Origin of the sequence: Amycolatopsis circi, assembly GCF_003385235.1 — a bacterium.
Taxonomy (GTDB): Bacteria; Actinomycetota; Actinomycetes; order Mycobacteriales; family Pseudonocardiaceae; genus Amycolatopsis; species Amycolatopsis circi.
Genome location: NZ_PQIA01000011.1, coordinates 1 through 26,862 on the forward strand (window position 1 = coordinate 1; position 26,862 = coordinate 26,862).

General features: G+C 67.8%; 22 protein-coding genes and 1 tRNA gene. 6 read left to right on the forward strand and 17 right to left on the reverse strand.

The genetic code is table 11. From position 1 onward, the window contains the following. Positions 1-152 precede the first annotated feature (152 nt). From D0D37_RS05345 to D0D37_RS05375, 7 genes are all read right to left on the reverse strand, one after another. Positions 153-587 carry a heat shock protein transcriptional repressor HspR gene (locus D0D37_RS05345; RefSeq protein WP_116199398.1) on the reverse strand — a complete coding sequence of 145 codons (435 nt, stop codon included), beginning with the start codon at positions 585-587 and terminating at the stop codon, positions 153-155. Positions 588-592: 5 nt separating this feature from the next. Beyond that, entirely contained in the window at positions 593-1,777 is a 1,185-nt protein-coding gene (gene dnaJ / locus D0D37_RS05350; RefSeq protein ID WP_116199399.1) for a molecular chaperone DnaJ, read from the reverse strand. 33 nt (positions 1,778-1,810) lie between these two features. Next, positions 1,811-2,518 carry a nucleotide exchange factor GrpE gene (gene grpE, locus D0D37_RS05355; RefSeq protein ID WP_116199400.1) on the reverse strand — a complete coding sequence of 236 codons (708 nt, stop codon included), beginning with the start codon at positions 2,516-2,518 and terminating at the stop codon, positions 1,811-1,813. Further along, complete coding sequence (gene dnaK, locus D0D37_RS05360) at positions 2,515-4,380, reverse strand: molecular chaperone DnaK (RefSeq protein ID WP_116199401.1); 1,866 nt, start codon at positions 4,378-4,380, stop codon at positions 2,515-2,517. The genes grpE and dnaK overlap by 4 nt, the downstream gene beginning before the upstream one ends. A gap of 186 nt (positions 4,381-4,566) precedes the next feature. Continuing rightward, positions 4,567-5,973, reverse strand: coding sequence for an alpha/beta hydrolase (locus D0D37_RS05365; protein ID WP_116199402.1), 1,407 nt, complete (start codon positions 5,971-5,973; stop codon positions 4,567-4,569). Next, entirely contained in the window at positions 5,970-6,188 is a 219-nt protein-coding gene (locus tag D0D37_RS05370; RefSeq protein ID WP_116199403.1) for a hypothetical protein, read from the reverse strand. The genes D0D37_RS05365 and D0D37_RS05370 overlap by 4 nt, the downstream gene beginning before the upstream one ends. 38 nt (positions 6,189-6,226) lie before the next feature. Further along, entirely contained in the window at positions 6,227-7,003 is a 777-nt protein-coding gene (locus tag D0D37_RS05375) for a DUF4097 family beta strand repeat-containing protein (protein WP_116199404.1), read from the reverse strand. Between the two features lie 275 nt (positions 7,004-7,278). On the opposite strand from D0D37_RS05375, the gene D0D37_RS05380 reads away from it, so the two are divergent. After that, complete coding sequence (locus D0D37_RS05380) at positions 7,279-7,818, forward strand: YbhB/YbcL family Raf kinase inhibitor-like protein (RefSeq protein WP_116199405.1); 540 nt, start codon at positions 7,279-7,281, stop codon at positions 7,816-7,818. Positions 7,819-7,919: 101 nt separating this feature from the next. On the opposite strand, the gene D0D37_RS05385 is transcribed toward D0D37_RS05380, so the two are convergent. From D0D37_RS05385 to D0D37_RS05395, 3 genes are read right to left on the reverse strand one after another with little or no spacing between them, the layout of a single operon-like run. Next, a complete protein-coding gene (locus D0D37_RS05385; RefSeq protein WP_116199406.1) occupies positions 7,920-8,360 on the reverse strand; it encodes a GNAT family N-acetyltransferase in 441 nt (146 codons plus the stop codon). Between the two features lie 43 nt (positions 8,361-8,403). Then, positions 8,404-8,964 (reverse strand): TetR/AcrR family transcriptional regulator, encoded by a 561-nt coding sequence (locus tag D0D37_RS05390; RefSeq protein ID WP_116199407.1) that lies wholly within the window; start codon positions 8,962-8,964, stop codon positions 8,404-8,406. Continuing rightward, on the reverse strand, positions 8,961-9,287 hold the full coding sequence (locus tag D0D37_RS05395) for a DMT family transporter (protein ID WP_116199408.1): 327 nt from the start codon (positions 9,285-9,287) through the stop codon (positions 8,961-8,963). Before D0D37_RS05395 ends, D0D37_RS05390 begins: the two co-directional genes overlap by 4 nt. 169 nt (positions 9,288-9,456) lie before the next feature. On the opposite strand from D0D37_RS05395, the gene D0D37_RS05400 reads away from it, so the two are divergent. From D0D37_RS05400 to D0D37_RS05410, 3 genes are all read left to right on the forward strand, one after another. Continuing rightward, on the forward strand, positions 9,457-11,748 hold the full coding sequence (locus D0D37_RS05400) for a (Fe-S)-binding protein (RefSeq protein ID WP_116199409.1): 2,292 nt from the start codon (positions 9,457-9,459) through the stop codon (positions 11,746-11,748). Positions 11,749-11,879: 131 nt separating this feature from the next. After that, positions 11,880-12,812: a hypothetical protein gene (locus tag D0D37_RS05405; protein WP_116199410.1), complete on the forward strand. Its 933-nt coding sequence runs from the start codon at positions 11,880-11,882 to the stop codon at positions 12,810-12,812. A gap of 10 nt (positions 12,813-12,822) precedes the next feature. After that, the gene (locus D0D37_RS05410) at positions 12,823-13,815 is read left to right on the forward strand and encodes a cation diffusion facilitator family transporter (RefSeq protein WP_116199411.1); all 993 of its coding nucleotides are present in this window, start codon (positions 12,823-12,825) and stop codon (positions 13,813-13,815) included. Here D0D37_RS05410 and D0D37_RS05415 read toward each other — a convergent pair. The 4 genes from D0D37_RS05415 to D0D37_RS05430 all read right to left on the reverse strand — a co-directional run bounded on the left by D0D37_RS05415 (position 13,809) and on the right by D0D37_RS05430 (position 21,923). Continuing rightward, positions 13,809-14,498: a CAP domain-containing protein gene (locus D0D37_RS05415; RefSeq protein WP_425266900.1), complete on the reverse strand. Its 690-nt coding sequence runs from the start codon at positions 14,496-14,498 to the stop codon at positions 13,809-13,811. The genes D0D37_RS05410 and D0D37_RS05415 overlap by 7 nt on opposite strands. Positions 14,499-14,595: 97 nt before the next feature. Further along, the gene (gene rph, locus D0D37_RS05420) at positions 14,596-17,187 is read right to left on the reverse strand and encodes a rifamycin-inactivating phosphotransferase (protein WP_116199413.1); all 2,592 of its coding nucleotides are present in this window, start codon (positions 17,185-17,187) and stop codon (positions 14,596-14,598) included. 206 nt (positions 17,188-17,393) lie between these two features. Continuing rightward, entirely contained in the window at positions 17,394-21,389 is a 3,996-nt protein-coding gene (locus tag D0D37_RS05425) for a DUF7507 domain-containing protein (protein ID WP_116199414.1), read from the reverse strand. Positions 21,390-21,452: 63 nt separating this feature from the next. Further along, entirely contained in the window at positions 21,453-21,923 is a 471-nt protein-coding gene (locus tag D0D37_RS05430; RefSeq protein ID WP_116199415.1) for a MarR family winged helix-turn-helix transcriptional regulator, read from the reverse strand. Between the two features lie 71 nt (positions 21,924-21,994). Between D0D37_RS05430 and D0D37_RS05435 the strand changes: the two genes are divergently transcribed. Continuing rightward, positions 21,995-23,191 carry an FAD-dependent oxidoreductase gene (locus tag D0D37_RS05435; RefSeq protein ID WP_116199416.1) on the forward strand — a complete coding sequence of 399 codons (1,197 nt, stop codon included), beginning with the start codon at positions 21,995-21,997 and terminating at the stop codon, positions 23,189-23,191. On the opposite strand, the gene dcd is transcribed toward D0D37_RS05435, so the two are convergent. Next, positions 23,188-23,769 (reverse strand): dCTP deaminase, encoded by a 582-nt coding sequence (dcd, locus tag D0D37_RS05440; RefSeq protein ID WP_116199417.1) that lies wholly within the window; start codon positions 23,767-23,769, stop codon positions 23,188-23,190. The genes D0D37_RS05435 and dcd overlap by 4 nt on opposite strands. Positions 23,770-23,778: 9 nt before the next feature. Next, entirely contained in the window at positions 23,779-24,951 is a 1,173-nt protein-coding gene (locus D0D37_RS05445) for an oxygenase MpaB family protein (protein WP_244223394.1), read from the reverse strand. A 115-nt stretch (positions 24,952-25,066) separates the two neighbouring features. On the opposite strand from D0D37_RS05445, the gene D0D37_RS05450 reads away from it, so the two are divergent. Continuing rightward, positions 25,067-25,137: transfer RNA gene (locus D0D37_RS05450), tRNA-Gly, on the forward strand. Positions 25,138-25,430: 293 nt separating this feature from the next. Here the strand turns inward: D0D37_RS05450 and D0D37_RS05455 are convergent. After that, positions 25,431-26,813, reverse strand: coding sequence for an amino acid permease (locus tag D0D37_RS05455; protein ID WP_116199418.1), 1,383 nt, complete (start codon positions 26,811-26,813; stop codon positions 25,431-25,433). Between the last annotated feature and the right edge of the window lie 49 nt (positions 26,814-26,862).

The following is a 26,862-nucleotide window of genomic DNA, read 5'->3' on the forward strand; positions in this document are numbered from 1 at the left end:
CCGCCGCCCGCGCGCAGTCCTCGCCGTGCGGAAGGCGCGCGGGCGGCGGGGGTCAGCCAGGGCAGCAAAAACCCCTCCGGCGGCGGCGGGAGGGGGGTGGGTCTTGTGAGTGGCGATCACGGTTAGAACCGTGATCGCCACTCACGACACGTTCAGCGGCGCTTGGGCTTCCACACCACCAGCGCGGTGTTCTGCTGCAACGGCACCAAATCCTTGCGATAAGAAGCGTGCACCGCCGCAGCGGCTCGTTCGGCAGCCACGTAGGCAGCGGCGAGTTCTTCGGTCAGCTCGTGGACCCGGGACTGCAGCGCGTCGACCTGGTTCTCCAGTTCGATGATGCGCTTGATCCCGGACAGGTTGACCCCGTCCTCCTGCGAGAGGCGCTGGACTTCGCGCAGCAGGGCGATGTCGCGCATCGAATAACGCCGCCCGCCGCCGGCGGTGCGGCCTGGCGAGACCAGGCCGTGCCGGTCGTAGGAGCGCAGCGTCTGCGCGTGCAGCCCGGAAAGCTGGGCCGCCACCGAAATCACGAATACCGGGGTGTCCTCGTCCGCGCCGTGCGGGAGTCCCGGATTGCCGCCGAACATCGACCTCACCTGCCTTCGAGCAACTCGGTGATCTCAGGGCGCGGGTCGTGGCCCTTCATCGCCTCGGCGTAGGTCTCGAGTGCCGACCGCGCCTTGTCGTCGAGTTTCGCCGGGACCGCCGCCTCCAGCGTGACCAGCAGGTCGCCTTGCGCGCCGTCCCGCTTCTGAATGCCCTTTCCGCGCACTCGCAACACTCGGCCGCTCGCGGTACCCGCGGGCACCTTCAGCGACACCTTGCCTTCGAGCGTCGGAACGGTGACGGTGGTGCCCAGCGCGAGTTCGGTGAAGTCCACCGGCACGGTGAGCGTGAGGTTGAGGTCCTTGCGCCCGAACAGCTTGTGCGGGGCCACGTGCACGCGCACGTACAGGTCGCCCGCCTGCGCGCCGCCGCGGCCGGGTTCGCCCTGGCCGGCCAGCCGGATCCGCTGGTCGTCCTTCACGCCCGGCGGGATGCGCACGGTGAGCGTGCGGGTGCGGGTGCTGATGCCCTCGCCGCCGCACTCCGGGCACGGGTCGTCGATGATCTTGCCCCGGCCGCGGCAGTCCTGGCACGGCTCGGAGAACGCGAACGCGCCCTGGCTCCGGCTGACCAGCCCGGATCCGCTGCAGGTCGGGCAGATCCGCGGCGCGGTGCCCGGCTTCGCGCCGTTGCCGCCGCAGGTGCTGCAAGTGGCCGGGCTCGACAGCCGCAACGGCAGCGTCGCGCCCTTGACCGACTCGAGGAAATCGATCCGCACGTCGGTCTCGACGTCCGCGCCGCGCTGCGGCCGGTTCGCCGTGGCACCAGCGGCACCGCCCCGGCCGCGGCCGAAAATGCCGCCCAGGATGTCGCCGAGTCCGCCGAAACCGCCCTGCTGACTCTGCGCGCCGGCCTGGTTGAACAGGTCGCTCATGTCGAACCCGCCGGCCCCGCCGCCGCCGGGGAAGCCGCCGAATCCGCCCGCGCCGCCGGAGCCGAAGAGCGTGCGCGCCTCGTCATACTCCTTGCGCTTGGCCGGATCGGACAGCACGCCGTACGCCTCGGACACGGCCTTGAACTTGTTCTCGGCCGCGGTGTTGCCCGCGTTGGCGTCCGGGTGGTTTTCCTTGGCCAGCTTGCGATAAGCCTTCTTGATCTCGTCCGCGGTCGCGTCGGAGGAGACACCCAGCTCTTTGTAGAAGTCCTTGCCGATCCACTCCCGAGCACTCATCGGGTGTCTCCTCCTTTCGCTGCAAACCGATTGTTACTGCTGGCCGGACTCATCGACCGAACCGTCGAGCGGCAGTTCGCCGCCGACCGGCGGATCGACCGGCTGCTGCGCCGGAGCCTCGCCCGGCTCGTGGTCGGTCACGCCGACCAGCGCCGCCCGCAGCACCCGCTCGCCGAAGCGGAACCCGCGGCGCATGACCAGGGTGACCGTCGGGCCCTTCACGTCCGGGGACGTGCTGTGCTGCACGGCCTCGTGGACGCTCGGGTCGAACTCCTCGCCCTCGGCGCCGAACGACTCCAGTCCGGCCCGCTGCAGGCTGCTGACCAACTTGTCGGCCATCGCCTTGAACGCTCCGGTGAGGTCGCCGTGCTGCTCCGCGCGCTGGAGGTCGTCCAGCAGCGGCAGCAGATCGCCGACCACGGACGCCTTCGCGCTTTGCGCGACGGCTTCGCGATCGCGGTCGACTCGCTTGCGGTAGTTCGCGTACTCCGCCTGCAAACGCTGCAGGTCGGCAGTGCGCTCGGACAGTTGCTTTTCGATGTCAGAGGCGGCCGGAACGGCTTCGTCCACGGAATCGCCCAGCGAGGGGCCCGCGTGCTGCACGGGCTCCTCACCGGCCGGAGTCTCCTCCGCGGCGGGCGGGCGGACCTCGCCGGTCTGCGGGTCCACCCGTCGCCGATCCCGCACGACTACCGGTTCCTCGGGGCCAGGACCCTCGGTCTCGGAGTGGCGGGGGGTCACTTCTTCTCGTCCTCTTCCACGATCTCGGCGTCGACCACGTCGTCCGCCTTCGACTTCGGCGCGTCGCCTGCCGCACCCGCGGCACCGGCCGCGCCCTCAGCGCCCGGGGCGCCTTCGGCGCCGGCGTTCGCGTACAGCGCGCTGCCCAGTTCCTGCGAAGCGGTGTTCAGCTTCTCGATGGACTCGCGGATCTTGGCCGAGTCGGTGCCCTTGAGCGCCTCGTTCGCCTCGTCGATCGCGGACTTCACCTTGCCCTTGAGGTCCTCGGGCAGCTTGTCCTCGTTGTCCTTGACGAACTTCTCGGTCTGGTAGACCAGCGTCTCGGCCTGGTTGCGGGTCTCGGCCTCGTCGCGGCGCTTCTTGTCCTCTTCGGCGTGCGCCTCGGCGTCCTTGACCATGCGCTCGATGTCGTCCTTCGGCAGCGCGGAGCCGCCGGTGATCGTCATCGACTGTTCCTTGTTCGTGCCGAGGTCCTTCGCGAGGACGTGCACGATGCCGTTGGCGTCGATGTCGAAGGTGACCTCGATCTGTGGCACGCCGCGCGGGGCGGGCGGAAGACCGGTCAGCTCGAACATGCCGAGCTTCTTGTTCGCCGCGGCGATCTCGCGCTCGCCCTGGAACACCTGGATCTGCACCGACGGCTGGTTGTCGTCGGCCGTCGAGAAGATCTCGGACCGCTTGGTCGGGATCGTGGTGTTGCGCTCGATCAGCTTGGTGAAGACGCCGCCCTTGGTCTCGATGCCCAGCGACAGCGGGGTCACGTCGAGCAGCAGGACGTCCTTGACCTCGCCCTTGAGCACGCCGGCCTGCAGCGCGGCGCCCACGGCGACGACCTCGTCCGGGTTCACGCCCTTGTTCGGCTCGCGGCCGCCGGTCAGCTCCTTGACCAGGTCGGACACCGCGGGCATCCGGGTGGAACCGCCGACGAGCACGACGTGGTCGATGTCTCCGACGGCGACACCGGCGTCCCGGATGACGTTGTTGAACGGCTTGCGGGTGCGCTCCAGCAGGTCCGAGGTGATCTTCTGGAACTCGGCGCGCGACAGCGTCTCGTCGAGGAACAGCGGGTTCTTGTCGCCGTCCACCGTGATGTAGGGCAGGTTGATGCTGGCGGAGTTGGAGCTGGACAGCTCGATCTTCGCCTTCTCGGCCGCCTCGCGGATGCGCTGCAGCGCCATCTTGTCCTTGGTCAGGTCAATGCCGTTGGCGGCCTTGAACTTGTCGACCAGCCAGGTGACGATGCGCTCGTCCCAGTCGTCGCCGCCGAGGTGGTTGTCACCGGAGGTGGCGCGCACCTCCACGACGCCCTCGCCGATCTCCAGCAGCGAGACGTCAAACGTGCCGCCGCCGAGGTCGAAGACCAGGATGGTCTGTTCCTTCTCGCCCTTGTCCAGGCCGTAGGCCAGCGCGGCCGCGGTCGGCTCGTTCACGATCCGGAGCACGTTCAGGCCGGCGATCTGGCCGGCCTCCTTGGTGGCCTGCCGCTGCGCGTCCTCGAAGTACGCCGGGACGGTGATCACCGCGTCGGTGATCTCCTCGCCCAGGTACGCCTCGGCGTCGCGCTTGAGCTTCATCAGCACGCGGGCGCTGATCTCCTGCGGCGTGTAGCCCTTGCCGTCGATCTCGGTCTTCCAGTCGGTGCCGATGTGCCGCTTCACGGACCGGATCGTGCGGTCGACGTTCGTGACGGCCTGGTTCTTCGCCGGCTGGCCCGTCAGCACTTCGCCGTTCTTGGCGAAGGCGACGATGGACGGGGTGGTACGGGAGCCTTCCGAGTTGGCGATGACCGTCGGCTCGCCGCCCTCAAGGACGGCGACGACCGAGTTGGTCGTGCCGAGGTCGATGCCGACCGCTCGCGCCATGGTGCTTCCTCTCGTGTTCTGTCCAGTACTGATGCTATGTTCGTGACCTGCGGTTTCGAGGCACTCTTGAGTACCTTCCTAGCAGGTTCTCCCGGTCTCGCGCTCGGCCTGGTCCGACAGACTTGAGCCGACTGCACTCAACCTTGATACCAGGATAACGGGCAACTGCCCTCGGTTGTTCCGGGTTCACCCGCAGAATTCGCCCCGCGGCGGTGTGACGCCACTCACCAGATACCTGGCCTCGGCGAGCTGCACGCACTTCGAGTTGAGCAGTCCGGTGTGGCCGTCGCCGAGGTAGGTGAGCAGCACCGATCGGTCGATGCTCGCGGCGAGCCCGTGGGCCCACGGCAACGGCGTCGCCGGGTCGTGCGCGCCGCCCACGACGAGGATCGGCGGGGCTCCGTGCACCGGATGCGGCTGCGGCGGGTTCAGCGCCGGAAGCGGCCATCCGGTGCAGCCCGCGGAGAGGTCCCAGTACTCGGTGTAGCGCCAGCTGTGCGGGGCGACCGCGCGGATCGTCCTGGCCGCCGCGCGCAGGTCCGCCGGGCCGGTGAACGGCGACGGGAGGTCCTGGCAGCCGATCGAGCGGTACGCGCCGTAGGTGTCGCTCGCGAACTGCGAACTCGTCGCGAGCGTGCTCGCGTCCGGGTCCGCCAGCGCACGGCTCAGGGTCGGCCATTCGGCCAGGAGATAGAGGTGGCCGTACGCGCCGGAGGCCAATTCCTCGCCGGTTGCCTTGCGGCCCAACGCTTTCGCGTACGCGCCATGGGTGACGAGGTCGTCGTAGCGGGCGAGCGCGTTCTTGCCGTGCAGCGCGCAGTCGGTCGAGCGGTCGCACCACGCGGCGAACCGCAGCAAGGCGTCCTCGGTCGCGGCGGCTTCCTCGATCATCGCCTGCCGCGTCGGACGGGCGTGGTCGACCGCGCCGTCGAGCACCATGGTGCGCACCCGGTCCGGATGCTTCGACGCGTACACCGCGCCCAGTTCGGTGCCGTACGAGACGCCGAGCCAGGAGATCTTCTGCTCGCCAAGCGCATTGCGGATCGCGTCGATGTCCTCGGCGGCGCTTTGCGTGTCGACGTGCCCGAGCATCGGGCCGGTCTTGGCGAGACAGTCTTCGCCCGCCGCGCGGTTGTGCGCGACGAAGGCGGCGTACTGCTGGTTCGTGGCCGGGAAGAGGCCGATCTTCGGGTCGTACAGTTTTGACTGGGCACAGCTGATCTTCGGATCGCTGAACCACACGCCGCGCGGGTCGAAGCCGATGATGTCGAAGCGGTCCCGCAACGGTTTCCGCGCCGAGCCGATGACTTTGGTGTCGAGTCCGCCGAAGCGCACGAAGCCGACTCCGGATCCGCCCGGCCCGCCCGGATTGACCAGCAGCGAACCGACCCGGTGCTTCGGGTCGGCGGCGGGCAGCCGGGTGAGCGGGAGGTGCGCGATGCCAGTCTCCGGATGGGCGCGGTCGATCGGCACCTCGATCTGGCTGCACTGCGCGGTCGGTTCCTGCTCGGTCCCGCACGGTGTCCAGGTCAACGCCGGAGTCGGTGCGCTGACCAGCGGAAGCATGGTCAGCACGGCTGCGGCCAGGTTCATGCCCGGCGCACCTGCGCAGCCCGGTCCTCGGCCACGGTGCGAAGCACGACCGCCTCCGCGTTCCGGACCACCCCCTGCTGCACCGGCACCTCCACCACCGCGACCGGCGTCGTGGCCTGCGGTTCAGGCGAGTGGCCGAGCGCCGCGGTGATCGCGAACGCCCCCACCGCGCCCGCCAGCACCGCGGCCAGCAGCCGCGTTTCGAGTTTGCGCATGATGTGTCTGTTCTCCCCTTCAGACGGCTCAGATCAGGTCAGACGGCCTTGACGGTGACGCTGCCGCTGTCCGTGTTCAGCTCGAGCGTCTTCGTGTCCGGGCCGGAATTCTGCTGGATGTCGATGCTGCGGTGACCGCTCTCGCTGTTGCCGGTGACCTGGTAGGACCCGCCCCGCGGCACGGTCAGCGCGATCCGGCCGGAGTCGGCCTGCGCCTTGACGGCGTTGGGCTGGGTGAGCGCGAGTTCGATCCGCCCGCTGCCCGCGGAAACGTCGACCGGCCCGCGCAGTCCGTCGCCCTCGATCCGGCCGGACTGGCTGTGCACCTGCACCTCGCCGACGTTGTGCAGTTCGGCCGCGCCGCTGTCCAGCTTGAGTTTGACCAGCCCGGGAACGTCCTGCATCTGCGCCCGCCCGGAATCGGCGGTGACGTCGACGCTGCCGACGCCCGCGAAGTCCAGCGTGCCGGAGTCGGAGGTGCCCGTGACCGGAATGCCCGCCGGGACGACCAGCTCCAGGTCGGCGGTGCAGTTGCGGCCGCAGTCGAGGATGACGAGCTGGTCGCCCTCGACGCGGTAAGCGTCGCCGGGCTGGCCGCTGAAGTGGTAGCGCAGGGTCTGGTGGACCCGGGCCGCGCCGGGCGCGGTGCGGATGCGCACGTCGCCGGAGCCGTTCTCCAGCTTCACCCCGCGGATCTCCTGCGTCAGCGTCGCGTCCCGCGAAACCGTGGACCCGACCCCCCACCCGCCGAATCCGATCGCCACCCCAACGCCGATCACCGCGATGCCGGCCAGTGCCAGAAGCGGGCGTGCCATGTCTGTTCCCCTCAGTACCACTCTCGGCTGTCTCGAGAGACGTTAGAAGGTGCGGACCCCCGGGGACATCCGGTAAACCCCCCGAAACATCCCTGAGGCGCCATGCGTGCCGTCAGGGCCGTGAGGGGAACCTTCAGGGACTCAGAGTCCCTGAAGGTTCCCCTCACGGACAGCAAACCCGCACCCTCGACCAGGGCAGGCACACCTGAGGCGGCGAGGGGAGGGCCAGGGTCCTAACCTGGCGGCCGGAGAGCCCCGTTGATCAGGAGGAACCCATGCCCCAGCCGCCCAATCCGTACGACTACCTGCCGTCGGTTCCCTCGTTCATCCTGCACAGCACGGACATCGCCAACGACGAAAGCCTGGCCCAGCCGCACCTGTCGGGCATCTTCGGCGCTGGTGGGGAGGACCGGTCGCCGCAGCTGTCGTGGGAAGGCTTCCCGGAAGGCACCCGCAGCTTCGCGGTGACGGTGTACGACCCGGACGCCCCGACTGCCAGCGGTTTCTGGCACTGGGCGGTGTTCAACATTCCGGCCTCGGTGACTTCGCTGCCAGCCGGCGCGGGGGACTCCGCGGGGTCGGGACTGCCCTCTTCGGCGGTCACGCTCAAGGGTGACGGCGGGGTTCGGCAGTACCTGGGGGCCGCGCCGCCTCCCGGACACGGGCCGCACCGGTACTTCTTCGTGGTGCACGCGCTGGACGTGGAGACGCTGGAGGTTCCGGAGGACGCTACGCCCGCGTTCCTGGGGTTCAACATGTTCGGACACACGTTGGGGCGGGCGATGTTGGTGCCGGTTTACGAGAACAAGGGCTGAGGGTTTGGCGGAGGCGCCGGGGGTCGCGGTTGCGGCGGGGTTCGCCTCCCGCAACCGCGCCTCGGACTTCGCACCCGTGCTCCTCACGGTCCACAATGGACCTACCGGAGAGACTCCCGGTTGACCCCCTCGCGTTCGAGGAACCGGCCCTTCGTGTGCTCCTCGAACCCGAACTGCCGGTACAACCCGTGCGCGTCCGCCGTGTGCAGCATCCACCTGAACTGCGCGCCCGGCCCGTGGTCGATCATCTCGCGTACGAGTTCCTTGCCCAGCCCGCTTCCGCGCGCGGACTCGACCACGAACACGTCGCCGAGATATGCCGAGGTCACGCCGTCGGAGAAGGCTCGCGCGAAGCCGACCTGCCGTCCGTCCGCGCGCGAGTAGGCCCCGACGACCCGCCACGATCCGGCGATCGCCGCTTCCACCTGTTCTCGCGTCCGCCATCGGCCCCAATAGGCCTCGGTGGAAAGGAATTCCCACAGCACGTCGAGGTCGAGCCGCTCCCGCCGGTCGTCGACCTCGTATTCACCCACGACCCTCATGCCCGGCAAGCTAGCCGACCGCGTCCCGGGAACTCCACCGAATTCAGGCGGGTTTGAGCAGGTAGTCCACCACCGGCCGAAGCTCCTCCGCGGACGGTGGCTCGTCGTCGATCAGCCCCTGGATCAGCAGCCCGTCGATACCCGCGAGGAACACCCGGAACGCGACCTCGTCGTCGTGCCGGACCATCGACGTCAGGACATCCAGCCAGCGTCGCGCGGCCGGGCGCAGCTCAGGTTTGCGTGCGGCCAGCAGGTACAGCTCGTACTCCGCCATCGTCCGACCACGGCGCGGCCCGAGCGCCTCCGCGAGCAGGCCAGCCACTTCCTCGGCACCACGGCTGCCACGGGAGCGGGCGCGGTCGATCATCCAGTACACCTCGGTCGCCATGTCGCGCGCGCACGAGATGAGCGTCGCCACGAGCAGGTCGTCCAGCGAGGAGAAGTGGTAGGTCGTGGACGTCGTCGGCACACCGGCTTCCAAGGCGACCGTGCGGTGCGTGACCCCGGCGACGCCGTCGCGTTCGATCACTCGCAGGGTCGCTTCGATGATCTCCGTCCGCCGCTTCTCGCCGCGGACCTTGCGGCCGTCGGTCTGGATTTTCACGACTGGCTCCCGACCTCGATGAGCACCACCCCGCCGATCACCAGGACCAGCCCAGAGATAATCGCCAGGTTGATCGGCTCCTTCAGGAACAGCACGCCGACCAACGCGACCAGCGCGACCCCGGCCGCGGCCCACACCGCGTAGACCACCCCGATCGGCAGCCCGAGCTTCAGCACCCGCGACAGCGCGAAGAACGCCAGCCCGTATCCGACGACCACGAAGATCGACGGCGTCAGCTTGGAAAAGCCCTCGGAGAGTTTGAGCGAAACCGTAGCGGTCACTTCTGCGGCGATGGCCAAAGCGAGGTACAAGTAAGCACCCATAGCAAAACAAGGTACCTGAACGATCGTCCCACTTGCTAGAGAGGCGTGCACCACATCGGTGGGACTTGGGACCGTCGGACCGGTTACCCATCAGTAAGAAGCGTTACCCTGCTCGGCACCGGCGCGCTCGCGCGGCGGCACCACCACACCGGACGAAAGGCACCCGACGATGGGCGCTGTACAGCTGACGCTCGGGGGGATCTCCGTCCTCCTGGGCATCATCGCCTGGGGAATGTTCATCGCGACCATTGCCCGCTTCGTGCGGGTGATCAAGCTCGGCCAGCCGGACGCGACGCGCAACGGCCCGTTCGTGGCGCGGATGATCACCCTGGTCAAGGAGTTCGCGGCGCACACCCGCATGGCGAAGTTCCGCCAGGTAGCCCCGTGGCACTGGCTGGTCATGTGGGGCTTCCTGATCGGGTCGCTCGCGCTGTTCGAGGCCTACGGCGAGGTGTTCGTCCCGACCTGGGGCTGGCCGATCCTCGAGGACTGGTCGCTGTGGAGCCTCCTGATGGAGCTGCTCGGCGTCGGCACGGTCGTCGGCGGCGTCGCGCTCGCGATCATCCGGCAGCTGAACCACCCGCGCCGGGCCGACCGGCTGTCGCGTTTCGCGGGCTCGAACTTCAAGTGGGCCTACTTCGTCGAGGCCGTGGTGATCGTCGAGGGCATCGGCATCATCGGCGTGCGCGCCGGCAAGGCCGCGATGCACGTCCACGAGACGCCGACCTGGGCCGCGTTCGTGTCGAACCCGCTCAGCGAGCTGCTGCCTTCGAGCGCGGCGCTGGTTTCGGTGTTCGCCTTCATCAAGCTGATGAGCGCTACGGTCTGGCTGATCGTCGTGGCCCGCACGATGACGATGGGCATCGCCTGGCACCGGTTCAGCGCGTTCTTCAACATCTACTTCAAGCGCGAGGCCGACGGCGGCGTCGCACTCGGCGCGGTCAAGCCGATGATGAGCAAGGGCAAGGTGCTCGACCTCGAAGAGGCCGATCCGGACGAGGACACCTTTGGCGTCGGCGCCATCGAGGACTTCAGCTGGAAGGGCTGGCTGGACTTCTCCACCTGCACCGAATGCGGCCGTTGCCAGTCGCAGTGCCCGGCGTGGAACACCGGCAAGCCGCTGTCGCCGAAGCTGCTCATCACGCAGCTTCGCGACCACGCCTACGCGAAGGCTCCGTACCTGCTCGCGGGCGGCAAGCGCGACATGGCAGGTGACGAGGTCGGCCTGTCCGGCGACAACATGTACGCGGGCATCGACGTCCTCGCGATCGCTGAGTCGCAGAAGGCGCTCGTCGGCGACGACGGCGGCGTCATCGACCCGGACGTCCTGTGGTCCTGCACCTCCTGTGGTGCGTGCGTCGAGCAGTGCCCGGTCGACATCGAGCACGTCGACCACATCGTCGACATGCGCCGCTACCAGGTGATGATCGAGTCGTCGTTCCCCACGGAGCTGAACGGCATGTTCAAGAACCTGGAGAACAAGGGCAACCCGTGGGGCCAGAACGCCAAGGACCGGCTGCAGTGGACGGAGGACCTCGACTTCGAGGTTCCGGTGTTCGACGGCGACCTGGGCGACGCGGAGTACCTGTTCTGGGTCGGCTGCGCCGGTGCGTTCGAGGACCGCGCGAAGAAGACCACCCGCGCCGTCGCCGAGTTGCTGCACATCGCGGGCGTCAAGTACACCGTGCTCGGCTCGGAGGAGTCCTGCACCGGTGACCCGGCTCGCCGCGCGGGCAACGAGTTCCTGTTCCAGATGCTCGCGCAGCAGAACGTCGAGGTGCTGAACTCGGTGTTCGAGGGCCGGGAACGCAAGGCGCGCAAGGTCGTCGTCACCTGTGCGCACTGCTTCAACACCCTCGCCAACGAGTACCCGGAGCTGGGCGGCCAGTTCGACGTCGTGCACCACACGCAGTTGCTGAACCGCCTGGTGCGGGAGAAGCACCTGACGCCGGTCGCGCCGGTCGCCGAGGACGTCACCTACCACGACCCCTGCTACCTGGGCCGGCACAACAAGGTCTACGACGCCCCGCGCGAGCTGGTCGGCGCGTCCGGCGCGAAGCTGCGCGAAATGCCGCGGCACGGCGACCGGTCGATGTGCTGCGGCGCGGGCGGCGCGCGGATGTGGATGGAAGAGAAGATCGGCAAGCGGATCAACGTCGACCGCGTGGACGAGGCGCTCGGCACCGCCCCGTCGAAGATCGCCACCGGCTGCCCGTTCTGCCGCGTGATGCTCACCGACGGCGTCACCTCGCGCCAGAGCGACGGGCTCGCGAGCGAGAAGGTCGAGGTCGTGGACGTGGCGCAGCTGCTGCTCACCTCGGTGAAGCGCAAGCCGGAACCGGCGCTGGTCGCCTCGGGCGCGCCGTCGCTCGACGAATCGGACGCGGAGCTGTCGGCCAAGCCGGACGTCCCGACCGACGAGAAGCCGACCGGAACGCCGTTGCCCGAGGGCGACGACTGAGGTTCTCTCGCTGACGACGGCCCCTGGTATCCGAGGATGCCAGGGGCCGTTCTGTCACCGGGACATTTGTCAGTGCCAGATCATGATGTTCGACCCGGGTCCGCAAACGCGCGCGCTGCGACTGTCCCGGCATGACCTTTCGAAAGACAGCGGTCGCCACCCTGGCCGGGCTTTCTCCGCTCTTCGCCGAGTTCCTGCTCGGCGACCAGTACTTGGCTGGCCCGCCGGAAGCCGGTCGGCAGCTGGCCATGTTCGCGATGTTCGTGACGCTGTACGACGCCGGAGCGGTGCTGATTCGCGAGGTCGCGCGGCGGATGAATCGCGGCTGGCCGACCATCCTCGCGCTGTCGGTCGCGTACGGCGTCGCAGAAGAAGGACTGCTGACCCAGACCCTCTTCAACCCGCACTATCTCGGCCTCGATCTGCTTAAGCCCGCATACATTCCATGGCTGGGCATCGGCGGACAGTGGACGGTGTATGTGGTGACGCTGCACGTCGTGTGGAGCATCGCGACGCCCATCGCGATCGCGGAAGCCTTCTTCGGCCGTACGCCATGGCTGCGTCGGCCTGGGCTCTGGGTGTGGGGCTGTGTCTTACTCGTCGGCTGTGCGGCAACGTTCTTCGTGAGTTACCAATTGGGGCATTTCCTCGCGGCTCCGGCACAGCTGATCGGCGTGTTCCTCGTGGCCGCCGGACTCGTGTTCGCCGCCCTGCGGTTGACGGCCACCCCGAAGCCGGTACGCGGCAACGGCTGGATCGGCTTCGCGGTCGGCTTGATCGCAAGCACTGTGTTCCAGCTCGTCATGAAGGCGAACCTGCCTCCGTGGCCGACTGTTGCCGTCATGCTGGCGTTGGAAGCGGCGGTGGTCGGGTACGCGATCCGCGTGCGTCCTCCAGCCATTTCGCTGGCCGCGGGCGCCACCGCGACGTACGGCTGGGTCGGACTATTGACCGCGGTGGACGCGGGCCTCGCCGCGACGGTCGAACAGTCGGTATTGGTCGCGGGCGCATTCGTGCTCGTCGTGGCCGCTTGCAGCAGGCGGCGTACCCCGCACTGCCGTTAGTCTTCCTGGAGTGAGCGACGAATCGGAAGGCGGCGGCGAAAGCACCCTCACCGTGGTACTGGCCGGCGGGGTGAACCTGGCGATCGCGGTGCTGAAGCTCGTCGCGGGCATCATCACCGGATCGGGCGCGATGCTGTCCGAGGCGGCGCATTCGGTCGCCGACACCATCACCGAGGTGCTGCTGCTCACCGCGCTCAAACGGTCGGAGCGGCCGGCGGATCGCCGCCATCCGTTCGGATACGGCAAGGAGCGGTACTTCTGGTCGCTGCTGGCCGCGGTGTCGATCTTCGCCTCCGGTGCGGTTTTCGCACTATACGAAGGATTTAGCACCGTTTTCGGGGAAGGCGCGGAGCAGACGAAACCGATCGTCGGCTACGTCGTGCTGGCGATCGCGTTCGCGCTCGAATCGGTGTCGTGGACGCAGGCGGTCCGTCAGGTTCGCCGCGACGCGAAGGCCGAGCAGCGGCCGTTCTTCGCCTACCTGCGGATGATCGACGACCCGGCTCCGAAGACGGTGCTCTTCGAGGATTCGGCGGCGCTGATCGGCTTGCTGCTCGCGTTCGCCGGGATCGGGCTGCACCAGCTGACCGGTTCGGACGTGTGGGACGGCATCGCGTCGATCCTCATCGGCTTGCTGCTGGCGTGCGTCGCATACCTGCTCGGCAGTACTAACCGGGGACTGCTGGTCGGCCGGCAGGCGGATCCGCGCCTGGTCCGCGGCATCCGGAACCACCTCGGTGCCGCACCGGAGATCGACGCGCTGGTGGATTTGCAGACCATGCTGATGGGCACCGACCACGTCCTGGTGTGCGCCCGCGTGGACTTCGACGACGCGCTCGGTGCCGCCGACTTGGAACACGCCTGCGTGCGACTGGCCGACGAACTGAGCGAGCGGTTCCCGGACGTCGCCGAAGTGTTCATCGAGCCGGTTCCGCGGACGGACGAGAAGCTGCGCGCGACGGTGCTGGCCCGGTACGGCCTTCCGCCGCGGCCGAGTCAGTAGCCGAAGTCCTGCGTCCAGTACCAGCCGTCCGTCGCGACGCCGACGCCGAGTTTCGTCAGCGAGCAGTTGAGGATGTTCTTGCGGTGCCCGCTGGAGTTCATCCACATCTGCATCACCTGGTCCGCGCTGGTCGCGCCCTTCGCGATGTTCTCCGCGCCCGGCTTGGAGTATCCCGCGGCGGTGATGCGGTCAGCGAAGCTGTCGCCTTCCGGGGTGTCGTGGGAAAAGTAGTCACGGCTGGACATGTCGTCACTGTGTCCCTGCGCCGCCTTGTCGAGATGCGATTCCTCGGTCACCGGGTCGCAACCCGCCTTGCCCCGCTCGTCGTTGACCAGCGCGAGGACCTGGCCCACCAGCGTCGTATCGCTGCGCGGCTTCGGCGACGGCTTCGCGCTGCTGCTCGTCGGAGTGTCCTCTTTGGACTCTTCGGTGGGCGGCGGGGGCGGCGCTGGCTTGGCTGACGTCGAGGGTGTCGTCGTAGTCGCGGGAGCGCTGGAACTCGGTGTCGCCGACGTGGAAGACGCCGGCGACACCGCGAAGGGCCGCAACGCACCCGCCGACAGCCCCTCGTTGCGCGTTTCCGGGACTGCGACGCTCAGTGTGCCGAGGTGCCCGGAGCGCAGCGCGAAGGTTCCGCCAGCTGCCCCAAGCCCCCCGAAGAGAACACTGAGAGTCACACTCACGACCCGGACGCGCACACTAATGGAGGACACAGCCGCGGAAACTATCACGAACTGATTACGATGGTTACCTCCAAATGGCGCAGCGGCCGGAGACCCACTACCCAGCGTCGAGAACCTCGATGTACCCGTCAGTGCCATTGACCCGGATCCGCTGCCCGTCCTTGAGCAGCCGCGTCGCGTTCTGCACCCCGACGACCGCGGGCAGGCCGTATTCCCGCGCGATCACCGCGCCGTGTGTCATCAGGCCGCCGACCTCGGTCACCAAACCGGTGATCGCGACGAACAGCGGTGACCAGCTCGGGTCCGTGTACGCCGTGACGAGGATGTCGCCCGGTTCGAGGTCGGCGTCAGCGAGATCCAGGATGACGCGGGCGCGTCCCTCGATGGTCCCGGCGGACACGGGCAGCCCGACCAGCGCGCCTTCGGGCAGGTCGTCGCGTCGGTAGCTTCCGGAGACCGCCTCGCCGTCCGACGTGAGCACGCGGGGCGGCGTCAGCGATTCGTAGTTCCGGAACGCTTCCTTGCGCTGCTGGATCAGCTCGCGGTCGACCTCGTTCGTCTTCACGACCTCCTGGAATTCCTGCAGCCGCAAGAAAAAGAGGTCCTCCGGCTCATCGAGCACCCCGGCCCGCACCAGCCGTTCCGCCTCGCCCAGCAAAGCTTGCTTGTACACGAAGTAGCGGCTGATCATGCCGTACTTCGGGTACTCGCGGTATCCGGTGAACGTCCGGACCCGCTCGATCATCCGCTCAGTTTCCTCGGCCTTCGCCTCGCCGTCCTCCAAGGCGCGCAAGCATTCCAGCACTTCTTGCGCCTTGTCCAACGCCTCCTGCCGCCCTTGCTCGAAGCGGCGCTGCCCGGCTCCCGGCTCGAAGTTTTTGATGTTAGACAACAACATCGGCACCAGCGCGACCGGCTGTTCGCTCCACCGCGGCCGGGTAATGTCGATCTCGCCGACGCAGCGCATGCCGTACCTGTCGAGGTACCCCTCAATGGCCGCGCGCGATTCCTCGCCGCCGGCCAGCTTGGGCAACTCGTCGAGGAAGCCGTTGTCCTCGACGTCCTGCAGGAAGGCGACCACCTCGGGATGCGTCCGGAGCACGTCGGCGACGTCGAGGAGGGCCAGGCCCATCTCCGCGGTGACGTTGTGCGGAACGGACTGGGTGAGCGTGTCCGCGACGTTCTTCTCGCCGAGCCAGTCCTCCAGGTGGCTATTCAGCCACCAGGACGCCTGCATCGCCGCGGTGAACACCTGGTGGCTGCGCGGATCGAAGAGGATCCGGCGCATTTCCTTGATGTCCTCGAAGAGGAAGTCGAGCAACTCGCTGCCGGACTTCGTCGCGATTTCGCGCTGCAGCGTGGCGATGGAGGCCTCGCTGTGCTGGATCAGTTCGGTGACGACGGCCGGATCGGTCTCGATGGTGGCCGGTGCGGCACCGGGGATCGGCTCGCCGGGGCCGTCGTCCTCGGTCAGCGGGAGGAAGCCGTCGCGGGAAAGGACGGTCTCCAGCGCGTCTCCCATCAACGGGTCGGATTTCCCCACCACCTCAAGGAAACTGGTGCGGCTCTTGGGCACGGACAGCAGCGCGGTGGCGTCCGCGAACAGCCGCCCGCCGGCCTCGGCCATCGGCCGCGGGGTCGTCAGCTGCCAGACCGACAGGCCGAGCGGCTTCATCGCGTCGGTCATCATCTGCTGGTGGCCGACGGAGAGGTAGACGTGGTTTCCCTTGTCGGCGGACTCCGGGATGGGGAACAGCGTCGTGATGGGGCGGCTCTGGACGATCTGGAACTCGTCGTCGGCGAGGCACCATTCGATGTCCTGCGGACGGCCGAAATGCGCCTCGATCGTGCGACCGAGTTCCACGAGGCGGAGAGCCTGCTCGTCGGTCAGCGCGGCTTGTTCCTGCTGGTCCGCGGCGATCAGTTGTTCTTCGGTGCCGCCGCCCTCGACGGCCAGGATGGCGCGCTGCTTGGCGGCGATCGCCTTGTCGATGATCGCGCCGTCGCGCACCTGGTAGCTGTCGGCGTTGACGAGGCCGGAAACCAGCGCCTCGCCCAGGCCGAAGCTGGCCTCCACGGTGGCGATCTTGCGGTTGGACGTCACCGGGTCGGCGGTGAAAAGCACCCCGGCCGCCTCCGGGAAGACCATCTGCTGCACGACCACGGCCATGTGGACTTGCCGGTGGTCAAAGCCGTTGCGCAGCCGGTAGGTCACCGCGCGTTCGGTGAACAGCGACGCCCAGCACCGGCTGACGTGCCGCAGGACCGCCTCCGCGCCGATGACGTTCAGGTAGGTGTCCTGCTGACCAGCGAAGGAAGCCCCCGGGAGGTCTTCCGCGGTCGCGCTGGACCGGACCGCGTAGGCGCGGCCTTCCACGAGCGCGCCGGTGATCTCCGCCGCCAGATCGTCCGGGATGACGATCGCTTCGAGCGCCTGCCGGACCTCCGCGCTGCCCTCGCTGATCGCGTCCCGGTCGTCCGCGTTCAGATTCGCCAACCGCTCCAGCGGCTTCGCCAGTTCCGGCGCGTTCTCCACGATCCGCTCGAACGCTTCCGTCGTCACGCAAAAGCCGGGCGGCACGCGGACCCCGTCGATCCGCGCGAGTTCGCCCAGATGCGCGCCCTTGCCTCCGACGATCGCGACCTGCTCCTGGTCGATCTCCTGGAGACCGAGCACGTAGCTGCCCATTCGTTCGTTTCCCCCGTCTGTGGTCGTTCTCGGCTTTCGTTCGCCAATGAGCGGCAGCCTGCCGGCCGGCACCGGTGTTTCCGCTGGTGCCGGCTTCGGCTGGAGATTGTGCGGCACCACCCGGGTCTTGCGGCAAGCCCCCCAGTGCGTTATAAGTTAAATACGGCAGGGAGATGAGTTCTCTTCTGCCTTTTCTTTTTCCCTCGTCACGGACTGACCTTCGTCGTCGTGGTGGCCTCCTTGGCGACCGGACGGCCGGTCTGGTCCGTTGCCGTCGCGGTGGTCGTCGTGGTCACGTCCGCGCGAGCCGAGAGCGTGCAGGCGCGGGTGACCTGCTCGCCAGGGCCCAGCTGGGTGACGGTGAACGAGCAGGCCGGGTCGGCGTCGCGAACGGTCACGTCGTGCAAGGGCGCGTCGCCGGTGTTGCGGAGGGTGCTCACGTACGTCACCGGGTCGCCCGGCCGGATCGGCTGCTGCAGGTAGTCGCGGCGCAGGTCCAGTGCCGGATGAATGACCGCGAAGTCCGCTTTCCCGGTCGCGGTGACCGGCGGGCCCCACGGTGCGGCCGCGGTCGCGGTTGCCGGGGCGGCGGTTGCCGGAGCCACGCACTGGTAGCGCTGGGTTCCGCCGACCGGCAACTCGGCGAAGGTGCGGCCGCAGGCGGGGTCAGTCGCCCGGACGTCGTGCAGCGGCTGGTCGCCGGTGTTGGTCAGCACGACCTCGAACGGCACCGAGTCGTCCGCTCGATACGCGCTGCTGGCGGCGTGCTTGGCGACGGTAAACGCGGGCTTCTTCACCTTGAACGACGCCTGGCCGGAGGCGCTCACTGTTCGCTGCGTCGGGTCGGTGCCGGTCACCTTCGCGGTGTTCGTGAACCCGGTCGCGCCCGCGGTGATCGTGCACTGGTACTCGATTTGGGCGTCCGGAGCCAGGCTCGGGATCTGGTGCGCACAAGCCGGGGTGCGATCATCCACAACGGACACCGCGGTCAGCGGGACGTCGCCGACGTTGCGGACCAGCAGCGAGAAGGTGACCTTGTCGCCCTGGCGCACCTCGTAGGGCTGGGCGTCCTTCATGATCGCGAGTTCCGGGTGGATTACGTCGATCTTCGCCGAGCCGGACGCGGTGACCGGGCGGTTCGTCGGGTCGGTTCCGGTCAGGGTCGCGAGGATGGTGAAGTCGTCCGGTTTGGCCTTCACCGTGCACTGGTAGCTCTGCGCGGCACCGGGTTCGAGGCGGTCGAACTTCGTCGGGCAGCCGGGATCGTTGCTGGTCACCGCGGTGAGCGGGACGTCGCCGGTGTTGGTGACGGCGACCGTCACGGTGAGGGCGTCGCCAGCCCGTGCGACGGTCGGGTTCGACGAGGTCATCACAGTGAGCGCGGGGTGGATGACGTCGATGTGCGCGTCGGCGGACGCGGTGAGCGGCGGGCCGACCGGCGGAGTGCCGGTCGCGTGCGCGGTGCTGACCGTGTCGTCGGCCGGGGCGGGGATGGTGCAGTCGTAGGTCTTGTTCGCCTTCGGCGCGAGGGTGTCGAGAGCCTTCGCGCACGGGCCTTGGTCGGTGACCTTGACGGCGGTCAGCGGGGCGTCGCCGGTATTGGTGACCGTGATGGTGAAGGTGACCGGATCGCCTGCGCGGAAGGGACCGCCGTGGACGGTCTTCGTCAGCGCCAAACCTGGGTGCACGACGGTGAACGCAGCGTCCGCCGTGGCGGTTACCGTGCCGCCGAGCGGGTCTGCGGCGGTCACCTTAGTGGTGTTCGAGTAGCCGTCCGGTCCGGCTTTGGCGGTGCAGGTGTAGTGCTGTTCTTCTCCTGCCGCCAGGGCGGGGAAGTCGCGGGCGCAGTCCGGCGTGTTTTGGTCCACAATGGACACCTTGGTCAGCGGGACGTCTCCGCTGTTGCGCACGGTGACGGTGAAGGTGACTTGGTCACCCTCGCGCACCTGCGTCGGCGCGACGGTCTGAGTGATCTGGACGGCAGGGTGGATGACGTCGACGTGCGCGCTCGCGTTTGCGTTGACCGGACGGCTGGACGGATCGGTGCCGGTGACGGTCGCGTCGCTGATGAGGTCGTCGGTTGTGGGATGAGTGCAGGTGTAGGTCTGTTTTGCCTGTGGGGCAAGGGTTCCCAGCCGCTTCGCACATTCTGGGACGGAGGCGTCGGCGACCTGGGTGTCGTGGAGTTCGGTGTCGCCAGCATTGGTCACGGTCAGAGCGAACGTCGCGGGCTCGCCTGGGTGCACGACGATCGGTGCCGCACTTTGCGCGAGCGTGATGAGCGGATGGATCACGTCGATTGCCGCTTCAGTCGCCGCTGTCACCGGTGCACCGACCGGCGGTTTCGCGGTGACCTGCAGTGCTTCGGTCACGTCGGCGCCCGGCGCGGTCGTGGCGCAGTCGAGCGTCCAGTTGGCTCCGGGGGCGAGTGTGTCGTGTTGCTGCGTACAGCCTTCGGCGCGGGCCATCGACGTGACGGCCAGTCCGGTGAGCGGCACGTCGCCGGTGTTCGCCACGATCACGTGCACTGCAACGGCGTCGTTCTCGCGGAACGGCCCGCCTTGGACTGTCGCGGTCATGGTCACCGCTGGGTGCTGAACGGTGAATGCCGCGCTCGCCTTCGCGGTTACTGGACGTCCGGTCGGGTCGGCACCGGTTACGGTCAGGTCGTTCGCGAAGCCCTGCGTTCCGGCGACCGTGGTGCAGGTGAAGGTCTGTTTACCTTGCGCAGCAATGGTTCCGATGGCCCGAGCGCATTCCGCGACACGGTCGTCTGCCACTGCGACGTCATGCAGCTCGGCGTCACCCGTGTTGCTTACCGTGACCGTGAACGTGACACGGTCCCCCTCGCGCACCTGCGAAGGCGCGGCGGCAGCGCTGGCTTCCAGCGCCGGGTGAACCACGTCGACCCGCGCCTCCGCGGTTGCGCGCTGTGTTGTTCCGAGCTGATCTTTGCCAGTCGCGACAACGGTATTGGTCACGTCGTCCGCCCGGGCTAACTGTTCGCACTTGTACGTCTCGACCGCGTTGGGGGCCAGGGTGCCGAATTCGCGGACACAACCGGGCACGCTGTCGTCAGCTACCGCGACGGCGTCGAGCGGCACGTCGCCAGGGTTGCGCACCGTGACCGTGAAGGCGACGCGGTCCCCTTCACGCACCTGCGCGGGGGAGGCCGCCGCGGTGACCGTCAGGGCCGGGTGGATCACTGTGACCGTCGCCGAGGACTTGGCCGTGACCGGTCGGCCGGTTCCGTCCGTACCCGTGGCGGTGATGCTGTTTGTCGTGGTCTGCGCGGGTTTCGCGGTGCAGGAGTAGGTCTGCTGAGTCCCAGGCGTGAGTACGCCGAAGGACCGCGAGCACGCCGGATTCGTGTCGTCAGTGACGTCGACCGGATTGAGGGGACTGTCGCCGGTATTGCGCACGGTGACATTCCAGGTGACCTGGTCCCCGCCGTGCACCACAGGCGGGACGGCCGCCTTCGAGACGGACAGTGCAGGCGTGATGAGGGGGACTTTCGCGTCCGCAGACGAGGTGACGACCTTGCCGAGCGGGTCGATCCCCTTCACGGTCGCGCTGGCTCCGTCCGGCAGCGGAACCGTCGCCGCGCAAGTGCCCACCACCGATTGCCCCGGCGCGAGAGACCCGACGGCGCGAGCGCACGAGGGGACCGCTGGGTCGCCGATGGTCACGTCACGCAGCGGAACGTCGCCGGTATTGATGGTCTTGAGCGTGAAGGTCGCCTGATCGCCAGCACGATAAGCCGGTTTGTCGACCTGCTGACTCAACGTCACGGCCGGACGGAGGACATCGACGTTGCTGCCCGCCGAAGCCGAGAACTGTTCCCCGCCGGAGCCAACGCCAGTCACCTTGACCGTCGAGACGAAGCCCTTTTCGGGCGCGGCGAACGTGCATTGATAGCGCGTGCTGGCCCCCGGAGCGAGGGTCCCGATCTTCTTGCCGCACTGCGGGTTCTGCTCGTCCACGGCGTCCACATCGGACACTGGGCCGGAAGCCGGGTTCGTCACGCTCACCGTGAACGTCACCTGGTCGCCAGCGTGTACCCGATGCGGTGCGGCGACCGCCGTGACCTGCAGATCCTGCGTCGGCCGGGCAGGTGCCGCCGTCGCGGCGTGCGCGGCCGGGGGCAGCAGGGTGGCCATCAGGCCAAGGACTAAGAGCAGACGTTTCCCGGCCGAAACCATGCGCGCAAGTTTTCCACCATCCGGTGACGCCGCGGCGATTCTTTACCCGGCAGTGGGATTACCTCACTCCGCTGAGCGATGAGTGAGACGCACGGTTGACTCGTGGGTGATAGCCGCTGCCTGTTCGAGGAAGCCGATCACCGTTTGGAGTTGCTCGTCGGAGTAGCCGGCCGCCATCGACTTCATCGCCGCGACCATGTGGTCCCACAGCGGCGCGATGCGCTCGACGTTCGCCGGGTCGACGCGGACGAGGACTTTCCGCCGGTCGTCCGGATGCGGCATCCGGTTGACGACGCCCTTGCGCTCGAGCCGGTCGACCAGCGCGGTGACGGACGCGGGCGCGAGCCCGGCGTACCCGGCCAGTTCCTTCGGCGTGAGCGGGCCGAGGCGGGCGAGGTATTCGGTGACCTTGCTTTCGACCGTCGAAAGCCCGTTCTGCTCGGCGAGCGCGGTGTGGAACATGACCGTCTCGGTCGACATCACCCGAGAACGATGCAGCAACTCAGCGACCAGATCCTCGCGCTCGCTTGACATGCCAGGGAGTCTAGCGGACTATTTAGTTCGATAGAACGAATTACTTTCTAAGATATTCGAGGGGACGAATCATGGCACGAGTTTTGATCGCGGGCGGGGGTATCGCGGGGGCGATCACCGCGATCGCGCTGCACGAGGTGGGCCACGAACCGGTGCTGTACGAGGCGTACGACCGAAGCTCGGAAGGGGTCGGCGCGTTCCTGACGCTCGCTGTGAACGGTATCGACGCGCTGACGCCGTTGGGCCTGAAACCGCTGGTCAAAGACCTGGGCTTCGACACGCCGCGGATGACGCTCAGGCTCGGCAACGGCCGTCGGCTCAGCGAGTTCCCGCTCGGCGGGCCGCTGCCGGACGGCACGGTGAGCCAGACCGTCTTGCGCTCCGACCTCTATGTGGCGCTGCGTGACGAGGCGGCCAGACGCGGCGTGCACACGGAGTTCGGCAAGCGCCTGACCGACGCCCAGCAGACGGCGGACGGCGTCACCGCGACCTTCGCCGACGGCACGAAAGCCCATGGTGACCTGCTGATCGGGGCGGACGGCCTCCGGTCGGCCGTCCGCGGAATCCTCGATCCCTCCGCGCCGTCGCCGCGGTATGTGCCGCTGCTCAACACCGGCGGCTTCGCGCGCGGCCTCGATCTCGACGACGAGCCGGGCGTCATGCACATGGTGTTCGGCCGCAAAGCATTCTTCGCGTACGTGCTCGCCCCGGACGGGGTGATCTGGTGGTTCGCGAACGTGCCGCACGCCAGCGAGCCGACGGAATCCGACCTCGCCGCGATGCGCGGTCCGGGCTGGCGGAAGCGGCTGCTCGACTTGGCCCGCCCCGACCGCACGCCGGCCACCGCGCTCATCGAGGCCAGCGAAAACATCTACGAACCGTGGGCGACGTACGACTTTCCGACGGTCCCAGTGTGGCACCGCGGCAGGATCGGCCTCATCGGCGACGCCGCGCACGCGACGTCACCCGCGGCCGGCCAGGGTGCGTCGATGGCGATCGAGGACGCGGTGACGCTCGCGAGGTGCCTGCGCGACGTGCCCGACCCGGCGGCCGCGTTGACGACCTTCGAGGCGTTGCGCCGGGAGCGGGTCGAAGCCGTTGTGGCGCAAGGAAAACGCAACGGCGACGCCAAAGCCCCCGGCCCGGTCGGCCGCGTGCTCCGCGACTTCTTCATCTCCCGCGCCGTGCGCAAACCGGCGACCGACGACCCGAACCGGTTCATGTGGGACTACCGGCTCGACTGGGAGGCCCCGGTGAAAGCGGCTTAGCGCCAGGTGTCGACGCGGTGGAAGTTCTTGTACGCCCGGCTCGGCGTCGGCCCGCGCTGCCCCTGGTAGCGGGAGCCGGCCTCGCTGGAGCCGTACGGGAATTCCGCCGAGCTGGACAGCCGGAAAATGCACAGCTGGCCGATTTTCATGCCTGGCCACAGCGTGATCGGCAGGTTCGCGACGTTCGACAGCTCGAGCGTGATGTGCCCGGAGAAGCCGGGGTCGATGAAGCCCGCGGTGGAGTGGGTGAGCAGCCCGAGGCGCCCGAGCGAGGACTTGCCCTCGAGCCGTCCGGCGAGGTCGTCGGCGAGGGAGACCTGCTCGAACGTGGACCCGAGCACGAACTCGCCGGGGTGCAGCACGAACGGCTCGTCGCCCTCTTTTTCGACCAGCGAGGTCAGCTCGTCCTGCTGCAGCTGCGGGTCGATGTGGGTGTACTTGCTGTTGTCGAAGACCCGGAAGTAACGGTCGAGCCGGACGTCGATGCTGGACGGCTGGACCATGTCAGGGTCGAAGGGGTCGATGCCGAGTCGGCCGGCGTCGAGCTCTTTGCGGAGGTCACGGTCACTGAGCAGCACGGATGCAGCCTATCGGGCGGGCAGGCGGTGCCGAGGCACCCCTCCGTTCAGCCGCTTGAGGTACCGCCGGCGCCCGAACGCACCGAGCGCCTCCTGCAGCGCAGTCGCCCCGGGGACGAGCTGCCGGACAGTCTCCGCCGCGTAATTCACCCCCGCGACGGCGAGCACCGCGGCCTGCGCGACCGGGTTGTCCGGCAGCCCGAGAAAGTCGGCGTTGTCGCGCCCGAGCACGAGCCGGCTGATCGCGGAATGCACGCCGACGTTCACCTGCGCGAGGACCTTCCCGGCCGCCCCGCGCCCCTCGCCGATCGCCGCGTGCGCATCGACGAGGGCGCGGGCGAGCCGCTTCGAGTCGTCGTCCGGAATGAACTCGGTGGCGGCGAGCATCCAGAGCAGCCGCCAAGCGTCGTCCTCGTCGGCGGGCAGCAGTTCGTCAGCGACGCCCATCAGCCAGCCGACATAACGCCAAAGATGCAGGATGTCGGCCTTCTCGCGGGCGGTGTAGCGGAGGCCGAGGAGTTGCGTGCCGAAGACGTAGACGAGCGAGAAGAGCAGGAGGGTGCCCGCGGTCTGGACCTGATTGACCGGACGATCCCACCGATCGTAATCCCAGTCAGGCCGGTTGTTCATCGCCCGACGGACGTGCGCGTGCACCAGCCGAATCCGGAGCGCTGCCTGGTAGCCCGTGCCATGTTTCTCGAGCGCCCCCGGGGTCGTGACGTCGATCCACCACGCCGCGGTCTCGACCAGCCGCCGCGGTGCCCGATGTTCGATTTCCCCGGTGCCGACCAGGGATTTCGTCGCGCGCGAGGCTAGGTAGCCGCCCATCAACGACATGTCACCGAGCGGGAAGAGCCCGAGCAGCCCCGCTCTGGTGATCGCCTTCGCGCCGCTGACGAGCCTTTGGTGATCAACCCAGTACGGGGTGGCTTCGACGTGGTCTATGAAGGTTGTGAGTTCCGATGGGACTTGTTCCCCGGCCAGCGCTTGGTCAACTCGGGTTTGATTGTGGGGTTCGCGGTGCAGCCACTCGACGACCGCGTCGGCCAGGGCGTCTTCCTGCTGCGCGAACGTCCGGAGCTTTTTGAGCTGGCCTTCGTCCGCAGTGGCACCTCTCGTTCGGGCTGCCAGCCGGAACCCGCCTTGGCGAAACATCTCCGGGGGCATCTCGGGGCCGTCCATCGCGCACCTCCGCACCGTGGGTCGACAACAAGTGTTGTCACTTCGCCGTGCGGGCGTCAAGGCATGCCCCCGCTGGACATGGGGGTGCTGAGGTTGTGTATGCTGGCCGAGTACTGCGGATGTAGTTCAATGGTAGAACATCAGCTTCCCAAGCTGAATACGCGGGTTCGATTCCCGTCATCCGCTCTCTTGGTTGTTTTTGCAGCTCATGAGGGCCACTTCCCGAAACGGGAGGCGGCCCTTGCGAGTTTCTTCTGGCCTTATTCGGCTGCACTGTTTCGAAGAAATCCATTATGGACATTCAGCGCAGCTGCGGCAGCGCACATCCCGCTGATTGAGCCAGCCCTTCTGGTAAGCCTCCGGATCCTCGACTGTCGCCAGTTGATCGACTGGTGTTTTGGGCTGCGATGCGCAAGCCTCGAGGCTCCACTTGGCAACGCATCCGGACGAGCGCTTCGATTCAGGCAGAGCGCTCCGGATTACCCGGCGTCAGTCATCGCGTCTTCCTGCAGAGCCGACGGCGTTGCCCTGCGGTGGAACCAAAACAACCCGCACAGCACCGCCAGCCAAACCACCCCGACGAGGAGCGCCAGGCGGGTGTCCTCGGCGAACGCCATCACCACGAAGATGAACACCATGAACACCATCGTCAAAACCTGACCCACCGGCCAGAACGGCACCGGGAACGCCAGATCCGCAGCAGGCGACCGGCGGCGGGCTCGGTAGTGCGTCAGCAGGATCATGAACCAAACCCACACAGTCGCGAACGTGCCCACCGACGCGATCAGCAGGAAAGCGCTGTCCGGCAACAGGTAGTTCAGAACCACAGCCAGGCTTAGGGCGGCAGCAACGACCAGAACGGTCATCCACGGGATGCCATTGCGCGTAACCCGAGCCATGACCGCGGGGGCTTGGCCTCGCTGGGCCAGGCCGTAGATCATTCGTCCGGCGCCGAAGATGTCGCTGTTGATGGCGGACAGCGCGGCCGTGACCACGACGATGTTCAGAACCGTTGCGGCGGAGTGCAATCCAAGGCCGGCGAAGATTTGGACGAAGGGGCTTCCGGAGGTGCTGATCGTGTTCCACGGGTTCAGCATCATGATGATCGCCAGGGTCGCCACGTAGAAAAGCAAGACCCGTACGGGAACGGTGTTGACGGCCTTTGGCATGGCGGTGCGCGGGTCTTCCGACTCGGCTGCGGTGAGGCCGAGAATCTCCGTGCCGCCGAAGGCGAACATCACCAAGGCGAACGAAGCGATGAAACCGCCGATGCCGTTGGGGAACCAGCCGCCGTGGGACCACAGGTTGGTGACGCTGCCGGAATTAGCACCGAAGCCGAAGATCAGGATTGCCGCGCCGCCAAGGATCATCGCGACGATGGCGACTACTTTGACCAGGGTGAACCAGAATTCCAGTTCACCGTAAACCCGTACGCTGACCAGGTTTGCGGCGGCGATCACCAGGATCGTCAGCACTACCCAGATCCACCGTGGCACGTCGGGGAACCAGAATCCCATATACACAGCCAAAGCTGTCACATCGGCGACGCAGACGATCACCATCTCGAACGCATAGGTCCAGCCGGTCAGGAAGCCTGCCAGCGGACCCAGGTGTTTCCGTGCGTATTCGCCGAACGAGCCGGGCGCGGGATCGTTGACGGCCATCTCGCCCAACGCCCTCAGGACGAAGAAAATCGCCGCTCCGCCAATGAGATACGCGAGCAGGACCGACGGCCCGGCCTTGGCGATCGTGTCCGAGGAGCCGTAGAACAATCCGGTGCCGATCGCCGAGCCCAAGGCGATGAACCGGATGTGCCTGCCGTTCAACCGGCGGCTCAAACCATCCCCGGACTTCGTCGTCATCGACGGAACCTCCCGAAATCGGCGGCCCGCGGCGCATCGGCGCGCGAGC